The sequence below is a fragment of the Edwardsiella sp. EA181011 genome (assembly GCF_000800725.1).
Taxonomy (GTDB): domain Bacteria; phylum Pseudomonadota; class Gammaproteobacteria; order Enterobacterales; family Enterobacteriaceae; genus Edwardsiella; species Edwardsiella anguillarum.
Window position 1 is genome coordinate 1,224,119 of sequence record NZ_CP011364.1, and the last position, 24,995, is coordinate 1,249,113.

At 60.4% G+C, this 24,995-nt stretch carries 18 protein-coding genes and 1 pseudogene; 15 read left to right on the forward strand and 4 right to left on the reverse strand.

Translation table 11 applies throughout. The annotated features are described in order from the left end of the window. Nucleotides 1-24: 24 nt before the first annotated feature. The 6 genes and pseudogenes from QY76_RS05450 (at nucleotide 25) to QY76_RS05480 (ending at nucleotide 5,511) form a co-directional block, all read left to right on the forward strand. The gene (locus QY76_RS05450; RefSeq protein ID WP_034164728.1) at nucleotides 25-528 is read left to right on the forward strand and encodes a TRAP transporter small permease; all 504 of its coding nucleotides are present in this window, start codon (nucleotides 25-27) and stop codon (nucleotides 526-528) included. Next, a pseudogene (locus tag QY76_RS05455) lies at nucleotides 528-1,828 on the forward strand (TRAP transporter large permease). The gene QY76_RS05450 and the pseudogene QY76_RS05455 overlap by 1 nt, the downstream one beginning before the upstream one ends. A gap of 488 nt (nucleotides 1,829-2,316) precedes the next feature. Further along, a complete protein-coding gene (locus tag QY76_RS18650; RefSeq protein WP_144242797.1) occupies nucleotides 2,317-2,592 on the forward strand; it encodes a hypothetical protein in 276 nt (91 codons plus the stop codon). 633 nt (nucleotides 2,593-3,225) lie between these two features. Continuing rightward, nucleotides 3,226-4,626, forward strand: a complete 1,401-nt coding sequence (locus tag QY76_RS05470; RefSeq protein ID WP_045426698.1) for a GH1 family beta-glucosidase — start codon at nucleotides 3,226-3,228, stop codon at nucleotides 4,624-4,626. A gap of 136 nt (nucleotides 4,627-4,762) precedes the next feature. Beyond that, nucleotides 4,763-5,227 (forward strand): ribonuclease domain-containing protein, encoded by a 465-nt coding sequence (locus tag QY76_RS05475; RefSeq protein ID WP_034164725.1) that lies wholly within the window; start codon nucleotides 4,763-4,765, stop codon nucleotides 5,225-5,227. A 5-nt stretch (nucleotides 5,228-5,232) separates the two neighbouring features. Next, a complete protein-coding gene (locus QY76_RS05480) occupies nucleotides 5,233-5,511 on the forward strand; it encodes a barstar family protein (protein ID WP_034164724.1) in 279 nt (92 codons plus the stop codon). A 49-nt stretch (nucleotides 5,512-5,560) separates the two neighbouring features. On the opposite strand, the gene yjgA is transcribed toward QY76_RS05480, so the two are convergent. After that, nucleotides 5,561-6,115, reverse strand: a complete 555-nt coding sequence (gene yjgA, locus QY76_RS05485) for a ribosome biogenesis factor YjgA (RefSeq protein WP_012849792.1) — start codon at nucleotides 6,113-6,115, stop codon at nucleotides 5,561-5,563. Nucleotides 6,116-6,601: 486 nt separating this feature from the next. Here yjgA and QY76_RS05490 point away from each other — a divergent pair, with 486 nt between their 5' ends. Together QY76_RS05490 and pmbA are read left to right on the forward strand one after the other, a co-directional pair. After that, nucleotides 6,602-7,003, forward strand: coding sequence for an H-NS family nucleoid-associated regulatory protein (locus QY76_RS05490; RefSeq protein WP_034164722.1), 402 nt, complete (start codon nucleotides 6,602-6,604; stop codon nucleotides 7,001-7,003). A gap of 386 nt (nucleotides 7,004-7,389) precedes the next feature. Continuing rightward, nucleotides 7,390-8,730 (forward strand): metalloprotease PmbA, encoded by a 1,341-nt coding sequence (gene pmbA / locus QY76_RS05495; RefSeq protein WP_034164721.1) that lies wholly within the window; start codon nucleotides 7,390-7,392, stop codon nucleotides 8,728-8,730. A 74-nt stretch (nucleotides 8,731-8,804) separates the two neighbouring features. On the opposite strand, the gene QY76_RS05500 is transcribed toward pmbA, so the two are convergent. Next, nucleotides 8,805-10,211 carry a sugar porter family MFS transporter gene (locus QY76_RS05500; RefSeq protein WP_034164748.1) on the reverse strand — a complete coding sequence of 469 codons (1,407 nt, stop codon included), beginning with the start codon at nucleotides 10,209-10,211 and terminating at the stop codon, nucleotides 8,805-8,807. Nucleotides 10,212-10,608: 397 nt separating this feature from the next. Beyond that, the gene (gene metK, locus QY76_RS05505; RefSeq protein WP_012849786.1) at nucleotides 10,609-11,763 is read right to left on the reverse strand and encodes a methionine adenosyltransferase; all 1,155 of its coding nucleotides are present in this window, start codon (nucleotides 11,761-11,763) and stop codon (nucleotides 10,609-10,611) included. 1,057 nt (nucleotides 11,764-12,820) lie between these two features. On the opposite strand from metK, the gene speA reads away from it, so the two are divergent. Both speA and speB read left to right on the forward strand, forming a co-directional pair. Further along, nucleotides 12,821-14,737 carry a biosynthetic arginine decarboxylase gene (gene speA, locus QY76_RS05510; protein WP_225865210.1) on the forward strand — a complete coding sequence of 639 codons (1,917 nt, stop codon included), beginning with the start codon at nucleotides 12,821-12,823 and terminating at the stop codon, nucleotides 14,735-14,737. A gap of 209 nt (nucleotides 14,738-14,946) precedes the next feature. Next, nucleotides 14,947-15,861 carry an agmatinase gene (speB, locus tag QY76_RS05515; RefSeq protein ID WP_034164719.1) on the forward strand — a complete coding sequence of 305 codons (915 nt, stop codon included), beginning with the start codon at nucleotides 14,947-14,949 and terminating at the stop codon, nucleotides 15,859-15,861. A gap of 92 nt (nucleotides 15,862-15,953) precedes the next feature. Here the strand turns inward: speB and QY76_RS05520 are convergent, their stop codons facing one another. Then, nucleotides 15,954-17,576: a sulfatase gene (locus QY76_RS05520; RefSeq protein WP_045426701.1), complete on the reverse strand. Its 1,623-nt coding sequence runs from the start codon at nucleotides 17,574-17,576 to the stop codon at nucleotides 15,954-15,956. A 411-nt stretch (nucleotides 17,577-17,987) separates the two neighbouring features. On the opposite strand from QY76_RS05520, the gene tkt reads away from it, so the two are divergent. The 5 genes from tkt to mscS all read left to right on the forward strand — a co-directional run bounded on the left by tkt (nucleotide 17,988) and on the right by mscS (nucleotide 24,866). After that, entirely contained in the window at nucleotides 17,988-19,982 is a 1,995-nt protein-coding gene (tkt, locus tag QY76_RS05525) for a transketolase (RefSeq protein WP_034164717.1), read from the forward strand. Nucleotides 19,983-20,305: 323 nt separating this feature from the next. After that, the gene (gene epd, locus QY76_RS05530) at nucleotides 20,306-21,331 is read left to right on the forward strand and encodes an erythrose-4-phosphate dehydrogenase (RefSeq protein ID WP_034164715.1); all 1,026 of its coding nucleotides are present in this window, start codon (nucleotides 20,306-20,308) and stop codon (nucleotides 21,329-21,331) included. Between the two features lie 57 nt (nucleotides 21,332-21,388). Continuing rightward, nucleotides 21,389-22,552, forward strand: a complete 1,164-nt coding sequence (pgk, locus tag QY76_RS05535; protein WP_034164714.1) for a phosphoglycerate kinase — start codon at nucleotides 21,389-21,391, stop codon at nucleotides 22,550-22,552. A 108-nt stretch (nucleotides 22,553-22,660) separates the two neighbouring features. Further along, entirely contained in the window at nucleotides 22,661-23,737 is a 1,077-nt protein-coding gene (gene fbaA / locus QY76_RS05540; protein WP_034164713.1) for a class II fructose-bisphosphate aldolase, read from the forward strand. Between the two features lie 268 nt (nucleotides 23,738-24,005). Beyond that, nucleotides 24,006-24,866 (forward strand): small-conductance mechanosensitive channel MscS, encoded by an 861-nt coding sequence (gene mscS / locus QY76_RS05545; protein ID WP_034164712.1) that lies wholly within the window; start codon nucleotides 24,006-24,008, stop codon nucleotides 24,864-24,866. Nucleotides 24,867-24,995 lie beyond the last annotated feature (129 nt).

A 24,995-nucleotide genomic window follows, 5' to 3' on the forward strand; every position in this document is an offset into this window, starting at 1 on the left:
CATCCCGCTATTTGGATAGACCGTATGATTCTCGATCGGATCAAAAAAATCGTCGACCGCAGTATCGCCTCGTTTGCGGTGGTGGTGATGGTGGCGCTGGTGGCCTGCGTCGTCTGGCAGGTATTCAGCCGTTATGTGCTCAGTCAGCCCAGTACCCTGACTGATGAACTGGCGCGTTTTCTGATGATTTGGGTCGGCCTGCTGGGTGCCGCCTATACCGTGGGCGCCCAGCGCCATCTGTCTATTGATCTGCTGGCAATGTCGGTCAGTGCCCGTACCCAGGCCGCGCTGAGCGTGCTGGTCAATCTGCTGGTGATGGTGTTCTCGTTCCTGGTAATGATCGTTGGGGGGCGAATGCTGATCGAAAAGACCCTGGAGACGGCGCAGCTGTCGGCGGCGATGCAGATCCCGATGGGGTATGTCTATTTTATTCTGCCGCTGAGCGGCGCCATCATCATTTTTTATAGTCTGTACTTTGTGATCAGTGGAATGAAGAAACTGGCCATCCCGCAAGGAGTGAATAACTGATGGAGAGCTATATCGCCCTGACCCTGTTTGGCAGCTTCTTCTTTCTGGTGTTTGTCGGTGTGCCGATTTCATTCTCTATCGGTATCGCCACCTTTGCCTCCATGCTGCTGATGTTTCCGTGGGAGATCGCTACCATTACCGTCGCGCAGCGTCTGGCCAACGGGCTGGATAACTTTGCGCTGCTGGCAATACCGTTCTTTATCTTTGCCGGCACCCTGATGAACAGCGGCGGTATCGCCATTCGATTGATCAACCTGGCACAGGTGATGGTAGGACGTGTGCCCGGCTCCCTGGGGCACGTTAACGTGCTGGCCAACATGATGTTCGGCTCCATCTCCGGCTCGGCGGTGGCGGCGGCGGCGGCGGTGGGGGGACCCTGCACCCGATCCAGACCCGCGAAGGCTATGATCCGGCCTTCTGTACGGCGGTGAACGTGTCGTCCTGTATCACCGGGCTGTTGATTCCGCCGTCCAACGTGCTGATCGTCTTCTCCCTGACCGCCGGCGGCGTGTCGGTGGCGTCGCTGTTCCTGGCCGGCTATCTGCCGGGGATCCTGATGGGGCTGTCGATCATGGTGGTGTGCGCCTTTATCGCCAAGGCGCGTAACTATCCGGTCAGCGCGCGTCCGACCCTGCGTCAGGCAGGTAAAGCTTTCTGGGATGCCTGGCCCAGCTTGCTGCTGGTATTCATCGTGATGGGCGGGATCCTCGGTGGTGTCTTTACCGCGACCGAAGCCTCGGCGATCGCCGTGGTGTACACCTTTGTGCTGTCGGTGCTGATTTATCGCGAAGTGAAGTGGCGTGATTTGCCGCGGCTGATCCTGGAGTCGGTGGTGACGACCTCCATCGTACTGCTGCTGATTGGCTTCTCCGTCGGCATGTCCTGGGCGATGACCAACGCGGATATCCCTTACATGATCAGCGATGCGCTGATGGGGATTTCGGAAAATCCGATCGTCATCCTGCTGCTGATCAACATTGTGCTGCTGATCGTCGGTATCTTTATGGATATGACCCCGGCGGTCCTGATCTTTACCCCGATCTTCCTGCCGATCGCACAGGAGCTGGGGATGGATCCGGTACACTTCGGGATCATGATGGTCGCCAACCTGTGTATCGGCCTGCTGACGCCGCCGGTCGGTAGCGCGCTGTTCGTCGGCTGCTCTATCTCCGGCGTGAAGATCCAGCAGCTGATTAAGCCGCTGCTGCCCTTCTACCTGGCGCTGATCGTTGCGCTGATGATGATCACCTATATCCCGCAGATCTCCCTGTTTGTGCCGCAGCTGTTCGGCCTGATGTAAGCGGAGTCACAACCCGGAAGGCAGAGTTTATCTCTGCCTTTTCGCATTTTTCCACCCGCCGTCGGGTATCAATCCCCCGCGTTTTTAGTGAACCGCGGGGGATTTTTCATTACCGCGCCCGGTCTGCGCTGACATCAAGAGCGCGGCGCCGTTAGCGTTCCCCTCCAACGCGCGCTGCCGGCATCCGGTTTTTTAACGGTGCGATGCCGATGCCCTGCGCGATCCCATCCAGCGTCAGCTTACCCTATGGGGTAATCCGGTAGCCTTTCCGTGTTTATCCTGCTGCGCGCGCGGCAGTACGCTCTTCACGCCGACGTTGCTATCGTTGGTCAGCGCCAGCGTTGTGCTGTCGATGCGCGCCAGCCACGCGGCTTTCTTCTGTTGCCAGCCCAGCTTACGCAGGTCAGCCGCCGGCGTGTGTCCGCGAGCGTTATGCCACGCTGTGCCAGGTTCGCGGCCGGCCGGTCAAATGTGCTCAGGTCGCTGGCGTGAGCCTGGTCGACTGCCTCGGGGGGCATGGCGTCGTCGTGTTCTACCAGCAGGATACGCTGGGTATCGGTCGCTACGATATCGCCGATCCCGGCGTCACTGCGCTTAGCATCTGCCGCGGCATCGATCGGATAGCCGTACACCGCCGTTTTACCGCAGGCCGGATCAACGCTGACCAGGCGGATCAACAGTGCTCGGCGTCAACGCCACGCACCGTTACGGGATACGTCCTAGCGCCCTATAACGCCGAGGGGCAGAAAATGATACGGCACTGAAATCGGCGGGAAGCTATCGGTCGGGCGGAGGGGGAAACGGGCAGTATTATGCCCGTGTGGCGCGGCCTGACGGGATGTTTCAGCAAAACCAGCGGGGGGCTTCGTTATCACCGAATTATCTGGTCTGACAGCTCACAAAAAGCAGATTTAGTCGCGCGGAGAATTGCGCCGTCGGTTGCCTGTGAGATAATGAACCGGTTCGCAGGATTCGGCTAAAATCCCGCTGAACGACTCCCGATTCTGACAGATCGGGTTCAGAAAGCAGAGAGGCTCTCCCCCCTCTGCTTTCGCCTTTCTGCCCCGCGTCATCCCCCCGCTCCGTCGCCTGCGCGCCGCGTATAAAGTCTGCGTCTCTGCTACGATGAACGACCACTTCCACCTTCGCGCTTACATCCGCGTTCACCTCCAGCTCCACGTCTACCTCCGCGTCCACCTCTGTCCCGCGTTATACGCGTGCGGCTATCGCCGACAGGGGGCCGGTGCGCCGGCTCTCTGCGGTGTGGCGGCGATCACGTAGACTGCAACCGGTTTCTGAAACCGGTTGCAGTCTCTTTTTGCCGCAGTCTATACTGCGGAGCGGGGTGCCCGCGGGGCGCAGAGTAAGCGATGGCGTGACGCCGAGGAGCTACGGTCATGGGATTTCCCGAGGGATTTTTGTGGGGGGCGGCGACGGCGGCCTATCAGGTTGAAGGGGCGCATGACGCCGACGGCAAAGGGCGCTCCGTGTGGGACGTTTACTCACATCGGCCCGGCACGACCTACCAGGGCAGCAACGGTGATGTGGCGGCCGACCACTATCACCGCTTTCGTGAGGATGTCGCCCTGATGGCCGAGCTGGGGATGACCTCATACCGCTTCTCACTCTCGTGGTCGCGGCTGCTGCCGGAGGGAACCGGGCGGGTCAATGAGGCGGGCGTGCGCTTTTACAGCGAGCTTATCGATGCGCTGCTGCAGCATAATATCCGTCCGATGATCACGCTATACCATTGGGATTTGCCGCAGGCGCTGCAGGATCGCTTCGGCGGCTGGGCCGATCGCCGCATCGTAGAGGCCTTTGAGGAGTACGCCAGTCTGTGTTACGCCCGCTTCGGCGATCGGGTCGATCTGTGGTCGACCTTTAACGAAACCATCGTCTTTATCGGTATGGGGTACTTTACCGGCCAGCATCCTCCGGGGCTGAAGGATCCGCGCATCGGCATTCAGGCCTGTCACCATGTATTTCTGGCCAACGCGCGGGCGGTAAAGCGTTTTCGCGAGATGGGCGTGGCTGGGCAGATCGGCTTCGTTAACGTGATGCAGCCGAACGATCCCATCAGTCAACGTCCTGAGGATCTGCGCGCCTGCGCGCTGGCCGAAGGGATCTACACCCACTGGCTGTTCGATCCGGTACTGAAGGGCCGCTATCCGGCGGAGCTGCTGGCGATGGCGCAGCAGGCGTTTGGCGTACCGCAGTTTGCCCCGGGCGATGCGGCGTTGCTGCGGGAGAACACCGTCGATTTTATCGGACTGAACTACTACAAACGCGAGATGATCGCCGCCAATGAGGATATACAGGGCTTTGATCTCAATACCAGCGGAGAGAAGGGCAGCGGCGGCGGCATGGGGTTTAAGGGGCTGTTTAAGATCGTACGCAACCCCGATGGCGTCTACTCCGACTGGGACTGGGAGATCTATCCGCAGGGGCTGACGGAGGCGATTGCGCGCATTCGTCGGCGCTACGGCGCGATCCCCATCTATATCACCGAGAACGGACTGGGGGCCAAAGATCCCATCACCGACGCTGAGATAGCCGATCAGCCCCGTATCGACTACCTGCGCGACCATATCGCCGCCGTCGAGCAGGCTATCGCCGAGGGCGCCGACGTGCGCGGCTACTACCCCTGGTCGTTTATCGATCTGCTCTCGTGGCTGAACGGTTACCAGAAGCAGTATGGCTTCGTGTATGTCGATCGGCAGCGGGATCTGGCGCGGCGCAAGAAGCGCAGCTTCTACTGGTATCAGCAAGTGATCCGCAGCAACGGCGCCCAGCGTTAAGTCCTGTCCTCCCGACGGCGCCGCCCGGCTGGTTTTTCCCGCCTCAGCGTTTATGATAAAGGGATAGGGCCGCCGTTGGCGGCAGACAGAGACGGTCGCGTTGCCGTCGCAGTGCAGGAGTGGTCTCTCAGTAACGATGAACGGACGGAGCAGAGGTTTCTTTGGCCTGATCCTGGCCCTGAGTGTCATGATCGCGGGCGGTGCGGCGCTGGCGCAGCACCATGTGCGCGGGGCCAGCGATGAACAGGCGCGACAGACGGAAGCGTCGATCGAGCAGCTGACGCGTCAGGCGCGGGTGGTGGCCTATCTCCAGGCGAACCAGCGGCTGCCTGACTACTATATTACCAAGCGCCAGGCGCGGGCGGCGGGCTGGGATCCCGCACGCGGCAACCTGTGCCAGGCGGTGCCGGGGCGGGCCATCGGCGGCGATCGTTTCGCCAACCGCGAGGGGCGTCTGCCGCAGCAGGCGCACCGGATCTGGCGTGAGGCCGATATAAACTATCGCTGTGGCCGTCGTCAGGCGGATCGTGTACTGTACTCTAACGACGGTCTGATTTATGTCACCCGTGATCACTATCGACACTTTACCCGTATGGAGTGATCGCCATGCAAAAAGTCCAGTTTGATTTTAACCAGATAGCCGATTTAGCGGCGTTCTATCGCCAGTTTTCCCGGGCCTTTACGCTGGCGCCGAGGTTTGGCAACAACCTTGATGCGCTGTGGGATGCGCTGACCGGCGATATCGGGATGCCGCTGGAGATTACGTTCGTCAACTTCGACGCCGCGAAAAGGCGACGCTTTGCAGCGCTGGTGCTGCTGTTTGAGGACGCCGAAGAGGAGCTGGAGGGCGAGTTGCGCTTTAATACCTACGATAGAGCGGCCTAATGCGCGGGGAAACGGCGCTACCGGCCAAGCGGCCGGCAGGCGCGTTGTATCAGTCGTTTGTTTCTGCCAGCGTGCGCAGATATTGGAAAATCTGACGTGCGGATTTGGGGGGCTTGTTACCGTCCCGCTCTTTTTTGGCGTTGCGGATCAGGGCACGCAGCTGCTGGCGGTCGGCGTGGGGATAGAGGTTGAGAACCTCGGTGATCGTCTCATCGCCATCGTTGATCAGACGGTCGCGCAGCTGTTCTAGCTTATGGAACAGAGCAACCTGCTGATTGTGGCGGTTTTTCAGCTTATCCAGCGCCGTCTGGATCGGCTCGGGATCGCGCTGGCGCAGCAGTTTACCGATCAGCTGCAGCTGGCGACGACGCCCCTCTTTCTTGATGCGCTGCGCTAGCTCAATTGCGGCGCGCAGATCTTCATCCAGCGGGATGCGGTCCAGCGCATTTTTCCCGAGGTCTACCAGTTCGGCCCCCAGGGCTTTCAGGGCTTCGGCATCGCGTTTGATTTCGCTTTTGCTGACCCAGATGATTTCATCATCATCTTCGTTCTCTTGTTGGCCTGGGATCTCGTCCAGCCACTCTTCGTCTGGATGTTTGTGCATGGCAGTTTCCTTAAAGAATGGCGCACATCCTAACAGGTGTACGCGTGCGTGTCGCGCAATTATCGGCCCGCGCCGACGCCGCGGTCGATGGATGACCCGTAAGACGGTTTCCCGTGCAGAAGTATATACCCGGCGCCCGTTTTACGGCAGGGAATGTTCGCCATCGCCATCGCCCCCACGCGCCGCGCTGTAGCGCCGGAAAATAGCGCGTTACGCCTGGTCTGTCGCGCGACGGTGACGGCGGATCGGCGCAGTGCGCTGAAATTAATACTCTGATTAATAATACATATTAATATTTAATTGGCGGATTGTGATCTGATGGGGGATATATAATATTTTGCTAAATCGTCTTTTTTGATCTGTTAACGGTGGCGGAAAGTGGGACCGAACACGGAACGTCGGTCAGGGAAAATTAATTTGTCATAGGTTTTTACTCGAAAGACAATATAATTATAATGCCGCGGTCTAAATTAATATAGGTTAGTTATGTCAGATTTGTTGAAGTCACTGAATAATATTCGTACGCTGCGTGCCTATGCACGCGAAACCCAGATTACCGTTCTGGAAGATATGCTGGATAAGCTGCGCGCCGTGGTAAGCGAGCGCCGTGAAGAGATCGAGCAGGCTGAGAGCAGCCGCCGCGAGCGTGAAGAGAAGCTGAAGTCCTACCGCGAAATGCTGATGGCCGAAGGGATCTCTCTGGATGATTTACTGGAGATGGAAAAGGTCACCGAGCGTAAAGCTAAGCGTGCGCCGCGTCCGGCTAAATATGAATATCTGGATGAGAACGGCGAAATTAAGCAGTGGACCGGCCAGGGCCGCATGCCGAAAATGATCAAGAGTGAAGTCGACGCCGGTAAATCCCTGGATGATTTCCTGATCAAATAAATTCTCCGACCGTCATGATGCTCCCCGTCAGCGCGGGGCATGGCGGTCGCGCCGTTATTTGCGGCGGCGCCGCGCGTCCCGTCTTTTTCTTATCTCATCCCTTCGCTGGGTCGCGCTGCGCCTGCGGCACGGCACCCGCACCGCGGCGGGTCTGCGCCGGGACATGCGCTGGCAACGAAATTCGCTGCGCTTCCTGTTACACTCATAGCTGCTGTTCCCTCATTGGGCGCCGTTGTCCCTGGGCGGTTGTCGGCGATCGCGCCGGCCTGTACCGCTGCCGGCTGTCCGCGGGAGATACGGCCCTGTATTACTCAGGCTGCGGCCTGTTGTCATAGCCGACGGCGCGGTGTCGTCCGGTTTAACCGTTTTGCAATCATGGCGGATTAATGAAAGTCATCAATCAGGTAGCAGAGCAGCGCAAGGCGCTGGAAGAGGCCGTGGCGCAGGCGCTGACGCTGGCGCAGGCCGGAGCGGATGCGGCAGAGGTGGCGGTGACCCGGACCACCGGCATCAGCGTCAGCACCCGCTTTGGTGAGGTCGAGAACGTCGAGTTTAACAGCGACGGCGCGCTAGGGATCACCGTCTACCATCAGCAGTGTAAAGGCAGCGCCTCCTCGACCGATCTCAGCCCGCAGGCCATCGCGCGTACGGTGCAGGCGGCGTTGGATATTGCGCGCTACACCTCTCCTGACCCCTGCGCCGGGCCGGCGCCGTGCGATCTGCTGGCGTTTGAGGCGCCGGATCTGGATCTGTTTCACCCGGCGGAGCTGAACGCTGAGCAGGCGATTGCGCTGGCGGCAGAGGCCGAGCAGGCGGCCCTGAGCGCCGATGCGCGAATCAGCAATACCGAGGGCGGTAGCTTCAACAGCCACTATGGCATCCGTGTCTTCGGCAACAGCCACGGCATGCTGCAGAGCTACTGCTCCAGCCGCCACTCCCTGTCCAGCTGCGTGATTGCCGAGCAGGACGGCGACATGGAGCGCGATTACGCCTATACCATCTCCCGCGATATGGATGACCTGCGCTCCGCGCGCTGGGTCGGCGAGGAGTGCGCCCGCCGAACGCTGGCGCGCCTGGCACCGCGTCGTCTGCCCACCATGCAGGCGCCGGTGATGTTTGCCGCAGAGGCCGCCACCGGGCTGTTCGGCCATCTGGTCGGGGCGATTAGCGGCAGCAGCGTGTACCGCAAGTCCACCTTTTTACTCGATAGCCTGGGCCAGCAGATCCTGCCCTCCTGGCTGACCATTGATGAGCAGCCGCACCTGCTGCGCGGTCTGGCGTCGACCCCGTTCGACAGCGAAGGGGTACGCACCACGCCGCGCCGTATTGTACAGGACGGCGTGCTGCAGACCTGGCTGCTGACCAGCTATTCGGCGCGTAAGCTGGGGCTGCATAGCACCGGTCACGCAGGCGGTATTCATAACTGGCGTATCGCCGGCCGCGGGCTGGGATTTGAACAGATGCTGCGCGAGATGGGGCGCGGCTTCCTGGTCACCGAGCTGATGGGGCAGGGGGTGAGCGCGGTGACCGGCGACTATTCGCGCGGCGCATCCGGTTTCTGGGTGGAGAACGGCGAGATCCAGTACCCGGTGAGCGAGGTTACCATCGCTGGCAATCTGCGCGACATGTGGGCCAACATGGTCACCATCGGCGACGATATTGAAACGCGCAGCAACATTCAGTGCGGCTCGGTGCTGCTGGACAGCATGCAGATCGCCGGGGAGTGAAGGGGGTCTCATCGCCTCGGCGCGGATAAAAAAACCGCATGGCAGGCGCCATGCGGTAGCGTGGGGCGATGTGTTTAGCGCGAGCCAATGTTGCGCAGCGATTTGCCGGCCATCAGATTACGCTCGATGTGCTCCAGGGAGATATTCTTGGTCTCCGGGATCAGCGCCAGGGTAATGAAGATGAAGATCAGGTTCAGGGCGGCGTAGACCCAGAAGGTGTGGGCGCTGCCCAGATTGTTCAGCATGGTCAGGAAGGTTGCCCCGACGATCATGTTGGCGATCCAGTTGGTGGCGGTGGAGCAGGTGATGCCGAAGTCGCGCCCTTTCAGCGGCTGGATTTCGGAGCACAGCACCCAGATCAGCGGGCCGGCGCTCATGGCGAAGCCGACGATAAACAGCAGCAGCATAAAGATGGCGAAGTACTGCACTACGCTGGAGGTAATGCCGATGTTCATCATGGTGCCCAGGGTGCCCATCCCGACGGCCATGACGATAAAGCCCAGGATCAGCGTTGGCTTACGGCCCCAGCGGTCCACCAGACCGATGGCGATGAAGGTGGCCAGTACGTTGACCAGACCGACGATCACCGTTCCCCACATCTGCTGTTCGGTGCTGGCAAAGCCGGCCAGATCGAAGATTTTCGGCGCGTAATACATAATGACGTTCATCCCGGTAAACTGCTGCATGACCTGCAGCAGGATCCCCAGATAGACCGCCCGGCGAAAGTTGCTGTTCTGCAGGAACAGCGTCCAGCCGCTCTGCTTCAACTTCAGACTGTCACGAATATCGTTCAGCTCATCCTGGGCCTGCTGGCTGCTGTCGCGCAGCTTTTCCAGCACCTGGCGCGCCTGTTCGTGGCGGTTACGGGAGGCCAGCCAGCGTGGGCTGTCCGGCAGGAAGAAGACCCCCAGCAGCAGCACGATGGCCGGGATGGTGATCACCCCCAGCATCCAGCGCCAGGAGCCGGTATAGCTAAAGGCGGTATCGGACAGATAGGCGCCGAGGATCCCGATGGTGATCATCAGCTGGTACATCGAGATCATGCTGCCGCGGATGCGCTCCGGGGCGATCTCGGACAGGTAGATCGGCGCAGTGTAGGAGGCGATGCCGACGGCCAGCCCCAGCAGGATGCGCGACAGGATCAGAATATCGACGTTAGGGGCGAAGGCGGAACACAGGGAGCCGACGACGAACAGAATCGCCCCGATCATCAGGCTGTATTTACGCCCCATACGGTGGTTCATCCAGCCGCTGCCAACGGCGCCGACGGCGGCCCCGAACATCATCGAGCTGACGACCCATTCCTGCTGCGAGCTGGTGATGTTAAAGGTATCGGTAATAAACGGCAGTGCACCGGCGATCACCCCGATATCCAGACCAAACAGTAGACCCGCCAGCGCGGCCAGAAAGCAGACAAAGAACGTCATGCCGGCGTTGGAACGGGCATGGGGTACGGCGGATGTATTGACGGTAGTACTCATACTGCCTCCAAACAGGATCATTTCTCTGATGCCGCCATGGTAAGAATTGCCCGCTGACTATAAAGTGCGCATGATCACACAAATGTAATCGCTTACATTCATCCGGATAAATAATCATCATCAATACACGTAGCTGCACTGTTAATGACTCGATTTTTTTATGTTGTAACACGACGTTATTTCGCGGTTTTACCCCTGTTTTGGCCAATGGAAAGCCTAATTAAGCCTGGCGATAGGCTGAGTGACACCGACGAACGATGGCGCTGTATCGCACTGTGTAACCGTTTTCACTTTGGTGCTGCGTCAGCGGCAGAGGGATGCGCGGTGCGGGGAGGGGGACACGCGGGGATAAAAAAAGCAGGCCGTAAGACCTGCTCTATGAAGGCGTAATACGCGGTTACTTCAGACCGGCGGCCTCGCGCAGCAGCGCGGCTTTGTCGGTTTTTTCCCACGGGAACTGCTCACGGCCAAAGTGGCCGTAGGCTGCCGTCTGGCGATAGATCGGCTGGATCAGATCCAGCATCTGGATCAGGCCATACGGACGCAGATCGAAGAACTCACGAACCAGCTGGGTCAGCTGTTCCTGATCGACCTTCTCCGTGCCGAAGGTTTCTATCATGATCGAGGTCGGCTCGGCCACGCCGATGGCGTAGGAGACCTGGATCTCACAGCGGTCGGCCAGGCCGGCGGCGACGATGTTCTTGGCAACATAGCGCGCGGCGTAGGCGGCGGAGCGGTCAACCTTGGATGGATCCTTACCGGAAAACGCACCGCCGCCGTGACGGGCAGCGCCGCCGTAGGTATCGACGATGATCTTACGGCCGGTCAGGCCACAGTCGCCCATCGGGCCGCCGATAACGAAGCGGCCGGTCGGGTTGATAAAGTATTTGGTGCTGGCGGACAGCCACTCGGCAGGCAGAACCGGCTTGATGATCTCTTCCATCACCGCTTCCTGCAGATCTTTCTGGCTGATGGTGTCGGCGTGCTGGGTCGAGAGCACCACGGCATCGATACCGGCGATCTTGCCGTCGTCATACTGGAAGGTCACCTGGCTCTTGGCATCCGGACGCAGCCACGGCAGGGTACCGTTTTTGCGCACCTGGGCCTGACGCTCCATCAGACGGTGGGCGTAGGTGATCGGTGCCGGCATCAGTACGTCAGTTTCGTTGGTGGCGTACCCGAACATGATGCCCTGGTCGCCGGCGCCCTGCTCCAGCGGATCGCAGCGGTCGACGCCCTGGTTGATATCCGGGGACTGTTTGCCGATGGCGCTCAGTACGGCGCAGGAGTTGGCGTCAAAGCCCATGTCGGAGCTGACGTAGCCGATGTCGGCCACGGTTTTACGGGTCAGCTCTTCGATATCGACCCAGGCGTTGGTGGTGATTTCGCCGCCGACCAGCACCATGCCGGTTTTGACGTAGGTCTCACAGGCTACGCGCGCCTTCGGATCCTGTTCGAGGATGGCATCCAGTACGGCGTCGGAGATTTGGTCGGCGATTTTATCCGGATGTCCTTCAGACACGGACTCGGAAGTGAAAAGGTGTTTGGCCATATGTGTTCTTTACCTTCAAAAGACGGGTTGATTCTACTGCGCTGCACAGCGCTGACGCTGCGTGCTGTTTGGGGTTAGCCATCAGGGGCACCCTCATCGTTATCCGCTGAGGACCTCTGGTGCCTGATGCTTCCTGCAACGCCCCTCAGGCAAAGCCGTTAAGCAGTTTATCGGTTAAAAAGTATAGATGGATTAACATCTGGACGGCTATTCTAGGCCAAGGCGGTGGGATTTTTCCACTCCTTTTTTGTCGGAAACGCACTCTAGGGGAGTCCCCCGCACGTCCGGTAATCCGATTGCAGGCGGTGGATACAATTTCATTTTGCTTTTTTAGCTCGTTGTCGGTATAAACGGCGCGCGGCTTACCGGTGCATAACGCTTCAACCTGCGTGCTGCCGTTTTCCCCACCGCTGATGGCGTAAAACGGGGCGTTTCGGGGCGGCTATGTGTCCCACTTCCGGCCGAGGAGGGTATGGCAGCGCCATACTGTCAGTTTTATCATGCTGTTAACTTTGAAGATCTGCCGTGTGATATGGCAGCGATGGAGGTGGTTCAGGTAATGATCCGTGCTAAGGCTGTGGTAAAACGTGCCGCTCCCTGCGGCGTACTGCGTCATTGCGACGCGTTTTGTGCAACGCGCCTTCCTTCCTTTTTATCCTCTTTTCTCGCATTTGCCCGATGTTACCCATCCTTGGGATGACGGCTTGGGTGTACCTCAGGATTCTTGCGCCGTTTACGGCATCTGATGACTGAACAAGGGTAGCCTGTGGCGTCCGGCCGCAGGGGTTTATTCATAGGGGATCGGCGATTCCAATACGTTCCCCGACCCACGGAGTTAACGACGTGTTTTGTTCTTATACTGATATCGGCCCGGCATTATGTCCGGTGCTGAGCTTTGTGGTCACGCCAAAAATCCCGGCGTGTGGGTTGTTCTATGCAGATGATGCTGCGATAGTGGCTGGCGCAACGGTTGGCCACGCCGGAAAAGGAGCTGCCCGTGTCTGATCTGATTGCACAGTACCCGCAGGATTCGGCAGACAGCTCCCCTTTGCGTTCCATGCAGGAGGTCGCGATGAGCGATAGTAATGCCAGCAAGATGCTGAGCACCTATAACGTCGCCTACTGGGGTGGCAACTATTACGATGTGAATGAGCTGGGCCACATCTCCGTGTGCCCGGACCCCGACGTGCCGCAGGCGCGGGTCGATCTGACGGCGCTGGCGCTGCAGATCCAGGCCGATCGCCAGCAGCGCCTGCCGGCGCTATTCTGCTTTCCGCAGATCCTGCAGCATCGTCTGCGTTCGATCAACGCCGCCTTCCGCCGGGCGCGCGCCTCGTTCGGCTACCAGGGGGATTACTTCTTGGTGTATCCGATCAAGGTCAACCAGCAGCGGCGGGTGATCGAGTCGCTGGTCAACTCCGGCGAACCGCTGGGGCTGGAGGCTGGCTCCAAGGCCGAGCTGATGGCGGTACTGGCGCACGCCGGTATGACGCGTAGCGTGATCGTCTGCAACGGCTATAAGGATCGTGAATACATTCGGCTGGCGCTGATCGGTGAAAAGCTGGGTCACAAGGTCTATCTGGTCATCGAGAAGCTGAGCGAGATAGACGTGGTGCTGGAAGAGGCCAGGCGTCTCGACGTGGTGCCGCGCCTGGGCGTGCGTGCGCGTCTGGCTTCCCAGGGTTCTGGTAAGTGGCAGTCCAGCGGCGGTGAAAAGTCCAAGTTCGGCCTGGCGGCGGTGCAGGTCCTGCAGCTGGTGGAGACCCTGCGTCAGGCCGGGCACCTGGATAGCCTGCAGCTGTTGCACTTCCACCTGGGATCGCAGATGGCCAACATTCGCGATATCGCCACCGGGGTGCGCGAGTCGGCGCGTTTCTACGTCGAACTGCATAAGCTGGGGGTCAATATCCAGTGCTTCGACGTCGGCGGCGGCCTGGGGGTCGACTATGAGGGGACCCGCTCTCAGTCCGACTGCTCGGTTAACTACGGCCTGAACGAATACGCCAACAACGTGATCTGGGGCATAGGCGACGCCTGTAACGAACACGGCCTGCCGCATCCGACGGTGATCACCGAGTCGGGCAGGGCGGTGACGGCGCACCATACGGTGCTGGTCTCCAATATCATCGGGGTGGAGCGCAACGAACTGCCGCAGCCGCAGCCACCGGCCGCCGATGCGCCGCGCGCGCTGCAGAGCCTGTGGGCCACCTGGGAGGAGATGCAGGTGCCTAGCGGCCGCCGTTCGCTGCGCGAGTGGCTGCATGATAGCCAGCTCGATCTGCACGACGTGCACAGCCAGTATGCCCACGGGATCCTCAGCCTGAGCCAGCGCGCCTGGGCCGAACAGCAGTATCTGGCCATCTGCAGCCAGCTGCAGACCCAGCTGGATCCCAGCAACCGCGCCCATCGTCCGATCATCGATGAGCTGCAGGAGCGGATGGCCGATAAACTGTACGTGAACTTCTCCCTGTTCCAGTCGATGCCGGACGCCTGGGGGATCGATCAGCTGTTCCCGGTGCTGCCCCTCAGCGGGCTGGATAAGGTGCCGACGCGCCGCGCCGTGCTGCTGGATATCACCTGCGATTCGGACGGCACCATCGATCACTACATCGACGGCGATGGCGTAGCGACCACCATGCCGATGCCGGAGTACGATCCGCAGGATCCGCCGCTGGTGGGCTTCTTCATGATCGGTGCCTACCAGGAGATCCTGGGCAACATGCATAACCTGTTCGGCGACACCGCCACGGTCGATGTGTATGTGTTCGAGGACGGCAGCGTCGAGGTGGACGAATCCTACGACGGCAACTCCGTGGCGGAGATGCTGGAGTATGTGCAGCTCGATCCGCAGGTGCTGTTGACCCACTTCCGCGATCAGGTGCGCGCGGCCCATCTGGACGAGGCGCTGCAGGCGCAGTTCCTGGAAGAGTTTGAGGCCGGTCTGTACGGTTACACCTACCTGGAAGAGGAGTGATCGGTGCCCGGCGGCGCGGCGTCGCCGGGGAGATCCTCTGGGCTTGCAGTTGCGGTGGGTTGTCGCCATAATCGGCGAAATGCACTGCCAAACGAACTGATAATCCCTTCCTCGTCGGGTTAACGACGCGGGAGGGATTTTTTTTCATCGCGACTCCGTCAGCCTGGCCGATACGCGGCGCGGCGACGGGATTTATAGGAGGAGTGAGTATGTGTACTCTGGGGCATAAGCCTGATAACTCTCTGGTATCCAACGCCTTTGGTTTCCTGCGTCTGCCGCTGGACTTCATGCCGTATGACGGCGACGCCGACTGGGTGATCACCGGGGTGCCGTTCGATATGGCGACCTCCGGCCGCGCGGGTGGCCGACACGGGCCGGCGGCGATCCGTCAGGTTTCGACCAACCTGGCCTGGGAAGGCAAGCGCTGGCCGTGGAACTTCGATATGCGCGACCGCCTGAAGGTGGTGGACTGCGGCGACGTGGTCTTCAGCTTTGGCGACGCCCAGGAGATGAGCGATAACCTACAGGCTCACGCCGAGCGTCTGTTGGCCAGCGGGAAACGCTGCCTGACCTTTGGCGGTGACCATTTCATCACCCTGCCGCTGCTGCGCGCTCACGCCAAGCACTTCGGCAAAATGGCGCTGGTGCACTTCGACGCCCATACCGATACCTATGCGCACGGCAGCAAGTTCGATCACGGCACCATGTTCTTCCATGCGCCGAACGAGGGGCTGATCGATCCGCAGCATTCGGTGCAGATCGGTATTCGCACCGAGTACGATCGTGACAACGGCTTTACCGTGCTGGACGCGGCCCAGGTGAACGATCGCAGCGTAGAGGATGTGCTGGCCGAGGTGAAGCGTATCGTCGGCGATATGCCGGTCTATCTGACCTTTGACATCGATTGCCTGGATCCGGCCCACGCGCCGGGCACCGGTACGCCGGTGATCGGCGGCCTGACCTCCGATCGCGCCCTGAAGCTGGTGCGTGGTCTGCAGGATCTGGACATCGTCGGCATGGACGTGGTGGAAGTCGCGCCGGCCTACGATCAGTCGGAGATCACCGCCCTGGCGGCGGCGACCCTGGCGCTGGAGATGCTGTATATCCAGGCGGCGAAGAAGTAATCTTCGCTGAGCGCGCGAGGCCGGGCAGACGCCCGGCCTTTTTTGTGTCTTGAAAACTCCCCGGCTCACCGGAGGCTGTTTATGCGCCGCGATCACACCCCGCCGCCATACGAGGCACGAGCCTGGCGGTAGAGCGCCAGACGCACTTCGCGCGCCTTTTCAAACTCCTTATTCATGATCAGCGGGCGGATCTCCTTCTGGTAGACCTGAATGCTGGTCTGCCCCTGATGGTTATGGTAGCCGGGCAGATGGCTGCGCCAGCGCCGGTCGATGATCGCCTCCTGGCTGTAGAAGGGATCGACCTGATTGCGCACATACTCGTCGAAGCGGGCGCGCAGCGCCTGACGCTCGGCCTGATGCGCCGGCGAGTGCGCCAGGTTGCGCGTCTCTCCCGGATCCTGCTGCAGATCGTAGAGCTCCTCTTCTTCATTCTCTTTATACAGGATGTACTTATAGCGTTCGGTGCGCAGCATGCGCGCCGGCTGTACGTCGACGTTGCGATCGGTATTCCACTGGGTAATGACCTCATCGCGCCACGCGTCGGGCTGCTCGCCGCGCAGAATTGGCAGCAGGGAGCGGCCGTACAGGCCGGGCGGCGGCGTCAGGCCCGCGTAGTCGCACAGGGTCGGCAGCAGATCGCACAGGGAGGTCAGGTGGCGGCTGCTGGCCTGGGGACGGATGCCGGGGCCGGCGAAAACCAACGGCACGTTGGTGGACTCTTCATAGAACCAGTTCATCTTGGCCACCAGGCGGTGGGCGCCCATGGCATCGCCGTGGTCGGCAAAGAAGACCACCAGGGTATCGTCCGCGTGGCCGCTGGCGCGCAGCGCGCTCAGTACCTGGCCGATGAAGCCATCGGCCAGCTTGGTGAAGTGATAGTAGGCCTTGAGATACTGGCGGAAGTTGAGCGCGTTCCAGTTGGCGGCCTGCATCACCCGGTTATGGGTGCAGCAGGCATACTGAATCGCCAGGGGGCGGTTGGGCAGATCGGCGGAGGTGTCAAAGTTATCCAGCAGCGGCGGCAGGGGGCCCAGGCCGTCGATATCGCCGTGCGGACCGGCAAAGGCCCCGGTCCAGCCGTTGATGTTATGGGGATTATTGAATTCGATCGCCAGCATAAACGGCGCATCGGCGCCGCGCCCCTTCAGGGTGTCGATATACTTCAGGCTCTCCCGCAGGCAGTAGACATCCTCACGGGTATCGTAATCTACCGGGTAGGCGGCCGGACTGTCGTAGGGCAGCTCGATCTGGTCGGCGCAGGTGAACCCCTTGAGCGCGCCGTAGTCGTGGCGCTTGCCGAAGTGGCGGCATTCGTAGCCCGCCTGGCTGAACAGTTCGCCCAGCGTCACCATATCCTGCGGGACGTTGGGGCTGTCGTTGGCGATCACCCCGGTCTGATGGGGCAGACGGCCGGTCCAGTAGCAGGCGCGCGACGGGGCGCACAGCGGGTAGGGGCAGTAGGCCTGTTCAAAGCGGGTGCCGCGGGCGATCAGGCTGTCGATGGCCGGGGTGTTGACCTGGGGATTGCCATAGCCCCCCACGCCGCGCCGCGCCAGCTGATCGGCGGTGATGATGACGATATTGCGCGGAGGGGACTTGGCGCCCGCGCCCGTGCCGGCGGGGGCATCGCTGGCGGCCAGCGCCGGCGCACCGAGGGCGACTCCGGCCATCCCGCCGGCGGTTCGCTGTAAAAATTCGCGTCGAGAAAGAGACATGGTCGATTCCTTTTTATTGTTCGAAAGCAAAGATAACAATTCGAAACAATATTTCACCGCGATATCGATCGAATAACGCACAATCAAAAGAAAAAGAAAGTATTTTGCGCGCAAATAGACCGCGGCGGCGCGCACGGTGAAAAATCCATCTTTGCGCAATGCAGGTCAAAAAAGGACGCCGATTGCGCAAGCGCTGTACGCCGCGGGGCGGGGCGGCGTCGGTTTTGTGCTACCCTGCCCCGTCAGGCCATACTGTCCCGCGGCGTCGGGAGAACGGTGTGAATGCGTATCATCGCGGATTTTTCGGCGCGGCCCCTTGACGGCGCCGCGATTAAGGATTGCCGTTTTCACTCCGAGTCTGAGACAATATGGCGAACCCTTGTTTTCATACAATCCGACTTGGAGTAGAACATGTCCTCTCGTAAAGAGCTTGCCAATGCTATCCGTGCCCTGAGCATGGATGCGGTGCAGAAGGCCAAATCCGGTCATCCGGGCGCCCCGATGGGGATGGCGGATATCGCCGAAGTCCTGTGGCGTGATTACATGAACCATAACCCGGTTAACCCGCACTGGGCCGATCGCGACCGCTTTGTGTTGTCCAATGGCCATGGTTCTATGCTGATTTATAGCCTGCTGCACCTTACCGGCTATGATCTTCCGATGTCTGAGCTGGAAAACTTCCGCCAGCTGCACTCCAAGACCCCGGGTCACCCGGAGTATGGCTATACCCCGGGCGTTGAGACCACCACCGGTCCGCTGGGCCAGGGCATTGCCAACGCCGTCGGCATGGCCATCGCCGAGCGCACGCTGGGCGCGCAGTTCAACCGCCCGGGCCACGAGATCGTCGACCACTACACCTACGCCTTCATGGGCGACGGCTGCATGATGGAAGGCATCTCCCACGAGGTCTGCTCTCTGGCCGGTACCCTGAAGCTGGGCAAGCTGATCGCGTTCTATGATGACAACGGTATCTCCATCGACGGCCACGTTGACGGTTGGTTCACCGATGATACCGCCAAGCGTTTTGAAGCCTACGGCTGGCACGTGGTGCGCGGCGTAGACGGTCACGACAGCGCCGCTATCAAGGCCGCTATCGAAGAGGCGCGCAGCGTAAGCGACAAGCCGTCCCTGCTGATGTGCAAAACCGTCATCGGCTTCGGTTCGCCGAACAAGGCCGGTACCCATGACTCCCACGGCGCGCCGCTGGGCGATGCCGAGATTGCGGCGACCCGCGCTCAGCTGGGCTGGAACTACCCGCCGTTTGTCATCCCGCAGGAAATCTATGCCCAGTGGGATGCCAAAGAGGCCGGCAAGGCCAAAGAGCAGGCCTGGGACGCCCGCTTCGCCGCCTATCAGGCCGCGTTCCCGCAGCTGGCCGCCGAGTTCACGCGCCGTATCAACGGCGAACTGCCGGCCAGCTGGGACAGCGAATCCCGTCAGTTTATCGAACAGCTGCAGGCCCATCCGGCCAAGATCGCCAGCCGTAAGGCGTCACAGAATGCGCTGGAAGCGTTTGGCAAGCTGCTGCCGGAGTTCCTGGGCGGCTCCGCCGACCTGGCGCCGAGCAACCTGACCATGTGGTCCGGCTCCAAGGCGCTGAACGAAGACGCCGCGGGCAACTACATCCACTATGGCGTGCGCGAGTTCGGCATGACCGCTATCATCAATGGCGTTGCGTTGCACGGTGGCTTTATCCCCTACGGTGCCACCTTCCTGATGTTCATGGAGTATGCCCGCAACGCCATGCGTATGGCTGCCCTGATGAAGATCCGTAACATCCAGGTCTACACCCATGACTCCATCGGTCTGGGCGAAGACGGCCCGACCCATCAGCCGGTCGAGCAGATGGCCAGCCTGCGCACCACGCCGAACATGAACACCTGGCGTCCGTGTGACCAGGTGGAGTCCGCCGTGGCCTGGAAGAAGGCCATCGAGCGTCTGGACGGCCCGTCAGCGCTGATCTTCTCCCGCCAGAACCTGACCCAGATGGATCGCAGCGCCGAGCAGCTGGCCAACGTTGAACGCGGCGCCTACATTCTGCAGGACTGTGCCGGTCAGCCGGAGCTGATCTTCATTGCCACCGGTTCCGAAGTGGAGCTGGCGATGAACGCCGCGGCCGCGCTGAGCGCCGAAGGGCGTCAGGTCCGCGTGGTCTCCATGCCGTCGACTGAGGTGTTCGACAAGCAGGACGCCGCCTACCGCGAAGCCGTGCTGCCGTCCGCGGTCAGCGCCCGCGTGGCGGTTGAGGCCGGTATCGCCGACTTCTGGTTCAAGTACGTCGGTCTGAACGGGGCGGTCGTTGGCATGACCTCCTTCGGCGAGTCCGCGCCGGCCGAGCAGCTGTTCGTCGAGTTCGGCTTTACCGTCGACAACGTGCTGGCCAAGGCCCGCGCGCTGCTGAAGTAAGCCGTCCGCGGTAGAAAAAGATGAACGGGGCGTCTGCCCCGTTTTTTCTGCCGGCGCATCGGGCGCGATCTATGCACCGATTTCGCATTAAATTGTGATGTAATGCACGTTTCCATTCAAATTCACCTCTGCGCTTCCCGCTTTTTCTCTCCCGTGTTTTCTTTGCGCCGCGTTTGGTTTATTCTTGGCTGAAGCGTTTCAGTTGATGGGGGAAGCGGCGACGAATTGATGGGGCCAGTGGCGTTTTTGCTGCCGGAATCCGCCCCGGCGTCGCGGGCATGGATTACTCTGAGCGTCTGTTTGCCGGACGAGGAAAGAGTAAGATGACCATTCGTATCGCCATTAACGGTTTTGGCCGCATCGGCCGCAACGTACTGCGGGCGCTGTATGAGTCGGGACGGCAGACGCAGATGCGCGTCGTCGCGATCAATGAGCTGGCGGCCGCCGAGGGGATGGCGCACCTGTTGCAATATGACACCTGCCACGGCCGGTTTGCCTGGTCGGTGCGCCAGCAGGATGACGAGCTGTGGGTCGGCGACGATTGCATTCGTCTGCTGCACCGGCCGCAGATCGCCGATCTGCCTTGGGAGGCGCTGCAGGTCGATGTGGTGCTGGACTGTAGCGGCGTTTATGGCAGCCGGGCGGATGGCGAGGCTCATCTTCTGGCGGGGGCCGGTAAAGTGCTGTTTTCCCACCCCGGCGGCCATGACCTTGATGCCACCGTGGTCTACGGGGTGAATCAGGAGTGTCTATTGGCGGAGCATCGCATCGTCTCCAACGCCTCCTGTACCACCAACTGTATCATCCCGGTGATTAAACTGCTGGACGATGCCTTTGGCATCGACTCGGGCGCAGTGACCACCATCCACTCGTCGATGAACGACCAGCAGGTGATCGATGCCTACCATCCGGATCTGCGGCGAACCCGGGCGGCCAGCCACTCGATCATTCCGGTGGACACCAAGCTGGCGGCGGGTATTGCACGCGTTTTGCCGCAGTTTCGCGATCGCTTTGAGGCGATCTCGGTACGGGTACCGACGCTGAATGTGACCGCCATCGATCTCAGCGTCAGCGTGCGTACGCCGGTGCGGGTAGACGAGGTAAACGGCCTGCTGCAAAAGGCAGCATCGACGGCATTTCATGGTATAGTTGATTACACAGAATTACCGCTGGTCTCGACCGACTTTAATCACGACCCGCACAGCGCCATCGTGGACGGCACCCAGACGCGGGTCAGTGGTCGGCATTTGATTAAAACGTTGGTCTGGTGCGACAACGAATGGGGCTTCGCCAACCGGATGCTGGATACTACGCTGGCGATGACCCGGGCAGTTTCTAATGCGTCGTAGCCGCGTGCGGCGACACAGCTTAAAGCAACTTTTAGAGAATCAATGAGAGGATTCACCATGTCTGTAATTAAGATGACCGATTTGGATCTGGCGGGTAAACGCGTTCTGATCCGTGCGGACCTGAACGTTCCGGTTAAAGACGGTAAAGTGACTTCCGATGCGCGTATCCGCGCGTCGCTGCCGACCATTGAGCTGGCGCTGAAGCAGGGTGCGCGCGTGATGGTCACCTCCCATCTGGGTCGTCCGACCGAAGGCGAGTACAACGAAGCGTTCTCTCTGCTGCCGGTGGTGAATTACCTCAAAGATCATCTGAAGGCGCCAGTGCGTCTAGCCAAAGATTACCTGGACGGCGTTGACGTCGCCCAGGGCGAGCTGGTGGTGCTGGAAAACGTCCGCTTTAACAAGGGCGAGAAGAAAGACGACGAGACCCTGTCCAAGAAATACGCCGCCCTGTGCGACGTGTTCGTTATGGACGCGTTCGGCACCGCGCACCGCGCCCAGGCCTCTACCCACGGCGTGGGCCGGTTTGCGCCGATCGCCTGTGCCGGTCCGCTGCTGTCCGGCGAGCTGGAAGCCCTGGGCAAGGCCCTGAGCAACCCGGCACGTCCGATGGTCGCCATCGTCGGCGGCTCCAAAGTCTCCACCAAGCTGACCGTACTGGACTCCCTGTCCAAGATCGCTGACCAGCTGATCGTCGGCGGCGGCATCGCTAACACCTTCATCGCGGCCGAAGGCCATAACGTGGGTAAATCCCTGTACGAAGCCGACCTGATCCCGGAAGCCAAGAAGCTGCTGACTACCTGCGACATCCCGGTTCCGACCGACGTACGTGTGGCGACCGAGTTTTCTGAGACGGCACCGGCGACCATGAAATCCGTCAGCGAAATCAAAGACGACGAGCAGGTTCTGGATCTGGGCGACGCCTCTGCTGAGCAGCTGGCCGCTATCCTGAAAAACGCCAAGACCATCCTGTGGAACGGCCCGGTCGGCGTCTTCGAGTTCCCGAACTTCCGTAAAGGGACCGAAATCGTGGCTAATGCCATCGCCGAGAGCGACGCGTTCTCTATCGCCGGCGGCGGCGATACCCTGGCGGCAATCGACCTGTTCGGCATCGCCGACAAGATTTCCTACATCTCCACCGGCGGCGGCGCCTTCCTGGAGTTCGTAGAAGGCAAGAAATTGCCGGCCGTGGTGATGCTCGAAGAGCGCGCCAAGCAGTAATGCCCGACACGGGAGGCCATCATGCCTCCCGTTGTTTTATCGCGCCCTGGCGCGGTAATGTTGATCCGATTGGAAAACACTCACGCCCACGAAACAGGACGATTAGACATGTCTAAAATCTTTGACTTTGTTAAACCGGGTGTCATCTTTGGCGATGACGTTCAGAAAGTATTCCAGGTAGCGAAAGAGAACAAATTCGCTCTGCCGGCCGTTAACTGCGTCGGTACGGACTCCGTCAACGCGGTGATGGAGGCCGCCGCCAAGGTACGCGCTCCGATCATCGTTCAGTTCTCCAACGGCGGCGCTGCCTTCATCGCCGGCAAAGGGCTGAAGCTGGAGGGCCAGCAGGCGGCCATCCTCGGCGCGATCTCCGGCGCGTACCACGTGCATCAGATGGCGGAATACTACGGTGTTCCGGTGATCCTGCATACCGACCACTGCGCCAAGAAGCTGCTGCCGTGGCTGGACGGACTGCTGGACGCCGGTGAGAAGCACTTCGCCGCGACCGGCAAGCCGCTGTTCTCCTCCCATATGATCGACCTCTCCGAGGAGTCTCTGGAAGAGAACATCGAAATTTGCTCTCAGTACCTGGCCCGCATGTCCAAGATCGGCATGACCCTGGAGCTGGAGCTGGGCTGCACCGGCGGTGAAGAGGACGGCGTGGACAACAGCCACCTGGACAACTCCGCGCTGTACACCCAGCCGGAAGACGTGGATTACGCGTTCACCAAGTTGAGCGCCATCAGCCCGCGCTTCACCATCGCCGCCTCCTTCGGCAACGTGCACGGCGTGTACAAGCCGGGTAACGTGCAGCTGACGCCGGTGATCCTGAAAAACTCTCAGGAATACGTCTCCAAGAAGCACAACCTGCCGCACAACAGCCTGAACTTTGTCTTCCACGGCGGCTCCGGCTCTACCGCGGCAGAGATCAAAGAAGCGGTCAGCTACGGCGTGGTGAAGATGAACATCGACACCGATACCCAGTGGGCAACCTGGGAAGGCGTGCTGAAGTACTACAAGAAGAACGAAGGTTATCTGCAGGGCCAGCTGGGTAACCCGGAAGGCGACGATAAGCCGAACAAGAAATACTACGATCCGCGCGTATGGCTGCGCGCCGGTCAGACCGGGATGATCGAGCGCCTGGAGCTAGCATTCAAAGAGCTGAACTGCATAGACGTGCTGTAATCGTCGTCCATCGGCTGGAGAAACCCCGCATTGCGGGGTTTTTTTATGCTGCTGGATCGCGGGGAAATGCCGCCGCGTGCGGTTAGATGAATATGTTGTGTTAATTGGATTTAATTTTCAGATTTTTGGCGTTAATGAAATGTGGAGTCCATCGCCGTAGTTGGGTTACCCTTAGGGCGCTTTGGCCGCGATCTGCGGCCTGTTTTGCCTGTGTCACCGGGGGATCCGGTGAGAGGTCAGGTAATGAAATTAGAGGGTAAACAATAAGATGAAAGACTTGAATGTAGTTGACGGCCTTCAGAGCGCCGGCGGTTGGATCGTCCGTAATCAGGATTTGCTGCTGGGCTATGCCGTCAATCTGGTGGCGGCCGTGGTGATCCTGATCGTCGGCGCCCTGATCGCCCGCGGCATTTCGGCGACGCTGATTCGCCTGCTGAAGGCGCGCGGTCTGGATGTGACGGTCGTGCACTTCCTGGCGGCGATGGTACGTTACGGCATTCTGGCCTTTACCATTATCGCCGCGCTGGGGCGACTCGGGGTACAGACCACCTCGGTGATCGCCGTGCTGGGCGCCGCCGGTCTGGCGGTCGGTCTGGCGCTGCAGGGCTCCCTGTCCAACTTTGCCGCCGGCGTGCTGCTGGTGCTGTTCCGCCCGTTCCGCGCGGGCGAGGTGGTGGATCTGGGCGGCGTCACCGGCACGGTACGCGAGGTGCAGATTTTCTCTACCACGCTGGCCACCGCCGACAATAAAGTGATCGTGGTGCCGAACGGCAAGATCATTGCCGGCAACATCATCAACTTCTCCCGCGAGCCGAAGCGCCGTATCGATATTATCGTGGGCGTGGCCTACGACGCCGATATCGACGTGGTCAAGCGGGTGCTGGGCGATGTGGTGGCGGCCGATATGCGTATTCTGCACGGTGATGGCGTGACCATCCGCCTGAACGAAATGGCGGCCTCGTCGCTCAATTTCGTGGTGCGTGTCTGGGGCAACAACGCCGACTATTGGGCCATCTATTTTGATCTGATGGAGAATTTCAAACGCGCGCTGGATGCCAATAACATCGGTATTCCGTTCCCGCAGATGGACGTGCATCTGTATCAGGCGGCCAAAGCCCGCATCGAGTGATCGCTCCCGGTCTGGCCGGGCTCCGGCCAGACATCATTAGCCCGCCTAATCGACGATAAGAAATCGCCATTTCCCCGCCGCCGCCCGGCTGTTTATGATGCTCTCCATCCGGTCACTTGGCCGCCGTCC

Excerpts from the sequence above, each read along its gene's own strand:
- tkt (WP_034164717.1), top strand. The coding sequence starts at position 17,988 with ATGTCCTCTCGTAAAGAGCTTGCCAATGCTATCCGTGCCCTGAGCATG.
- QY76_RS05500 (WP_034164748.1), bottom strand. The coding sequence starts at position 10,211 with ATGAGTACTACCGTCAATACATCCGCCGTACCCCATGCCCGTTCCAAC.
- QY76_RS05475 (WP_034164725.1), top strand. The coding sequence starts at position 4,763 with ATGAACGGACGGAGCAGAGGTTTCTTTGGCCTGATCCTGGCCCTGAGT.
- QY76_RS05480 (WP_034164724.1), top strand. The coding sequence starts at position 5,233 with ATGCAAAAAGTCCAGTTTGATTTTAACCAGATAGCCGATTTAGCGGCG.
- QY76_RS05450 (WP_034164728.1), top strand. The coding sequence starts at position 25 with ATGATTCTCGATCGGATCAAAAAAATCGTCGACCGCAGTATCGCCTCG.
- speA (WP_225865210.1), top strand. The coding sequence starts at position 12,821 with ATGCAGGAGGTCGCGATGAGCGATAGTAATGCCAGCAAGATGCTGAGC.
- QY76_RS05470 (WP_045426698.1), top strand. The coding sequence starts at position 3,226 with ATGGGATTTCCCGAGGGATTTTTGTGGGGGGCGGCGACGGCGGCCTAT.
- epd (WP_034164715.1), top strand. The coding sequence starts at position 20,306 with ATGACCATTCGTATCGCCATTAACGGTTTTGGCCGCATCGGCCGCAAC.
- fbaA (WP_034164713.1), top strand. The coding sequence starts at position 22,661 with ATGTCTAAAATCTTTGACTTTGTTAAACCGGGTGTCATCTTTGGCGAT.
- mscS (WP_034164712.1), top strand. The coding sequence starts at position 24,006 with ATGAAAGACTTGAATGTAGTTGACGGCCTTCAGAGCGCCGGCGGTTGG.
- QY76_RS05520 (WP_045426701.1), bottom strand. The coding sequence starts at position 17,576 with ATGTCTCTTTCTCGACGCGAATTTTTACAGCGAACCGCCGGCGGGATG.
- metK (WP_012849786.1), bottom strand. The coding sequence starts at position 11,763 with ATGGCCAAACACCTTTTCACTTCCGAGTCCGTGTCTGAAGGACATCCG.
- pgk (WP_034164714.1), top strand. The coding sequence starts at position 21,389 with ATGTCTGTAATTAAGATGACCGATTTGGATCTGGCGGGTAAACGCGTT.
- yjgA (WP_012849792.1), bottom strand. The coding sequence starts at position 6,115 with ATGCACAAACATCCAGACGAAGAGTGGCTGGACGAGATCCCAGGCCAA.
- pmbA (WP_034164721.1), top strand. The coding sequence starts at position 7,390 with ATGAAAGTCATCAATCAGGTAGCAGAGCAGCGCAAGGCGCTGGAAGAG.
- QY76_RS05490 (WP_034164722.1), top strand. The coding sequence starts at position 6,602 with ATGTCAGATTTGTTGAAGTCACTGAATAATATTCGTACGCTGCGTGCC.
- speB (WP_034164719.1), top strand. The coding sequence starts at position 14,947 with ATGTGTACTCTGGGGCATAAGCCTGATAACTCTCTGGTATCCAACGCC.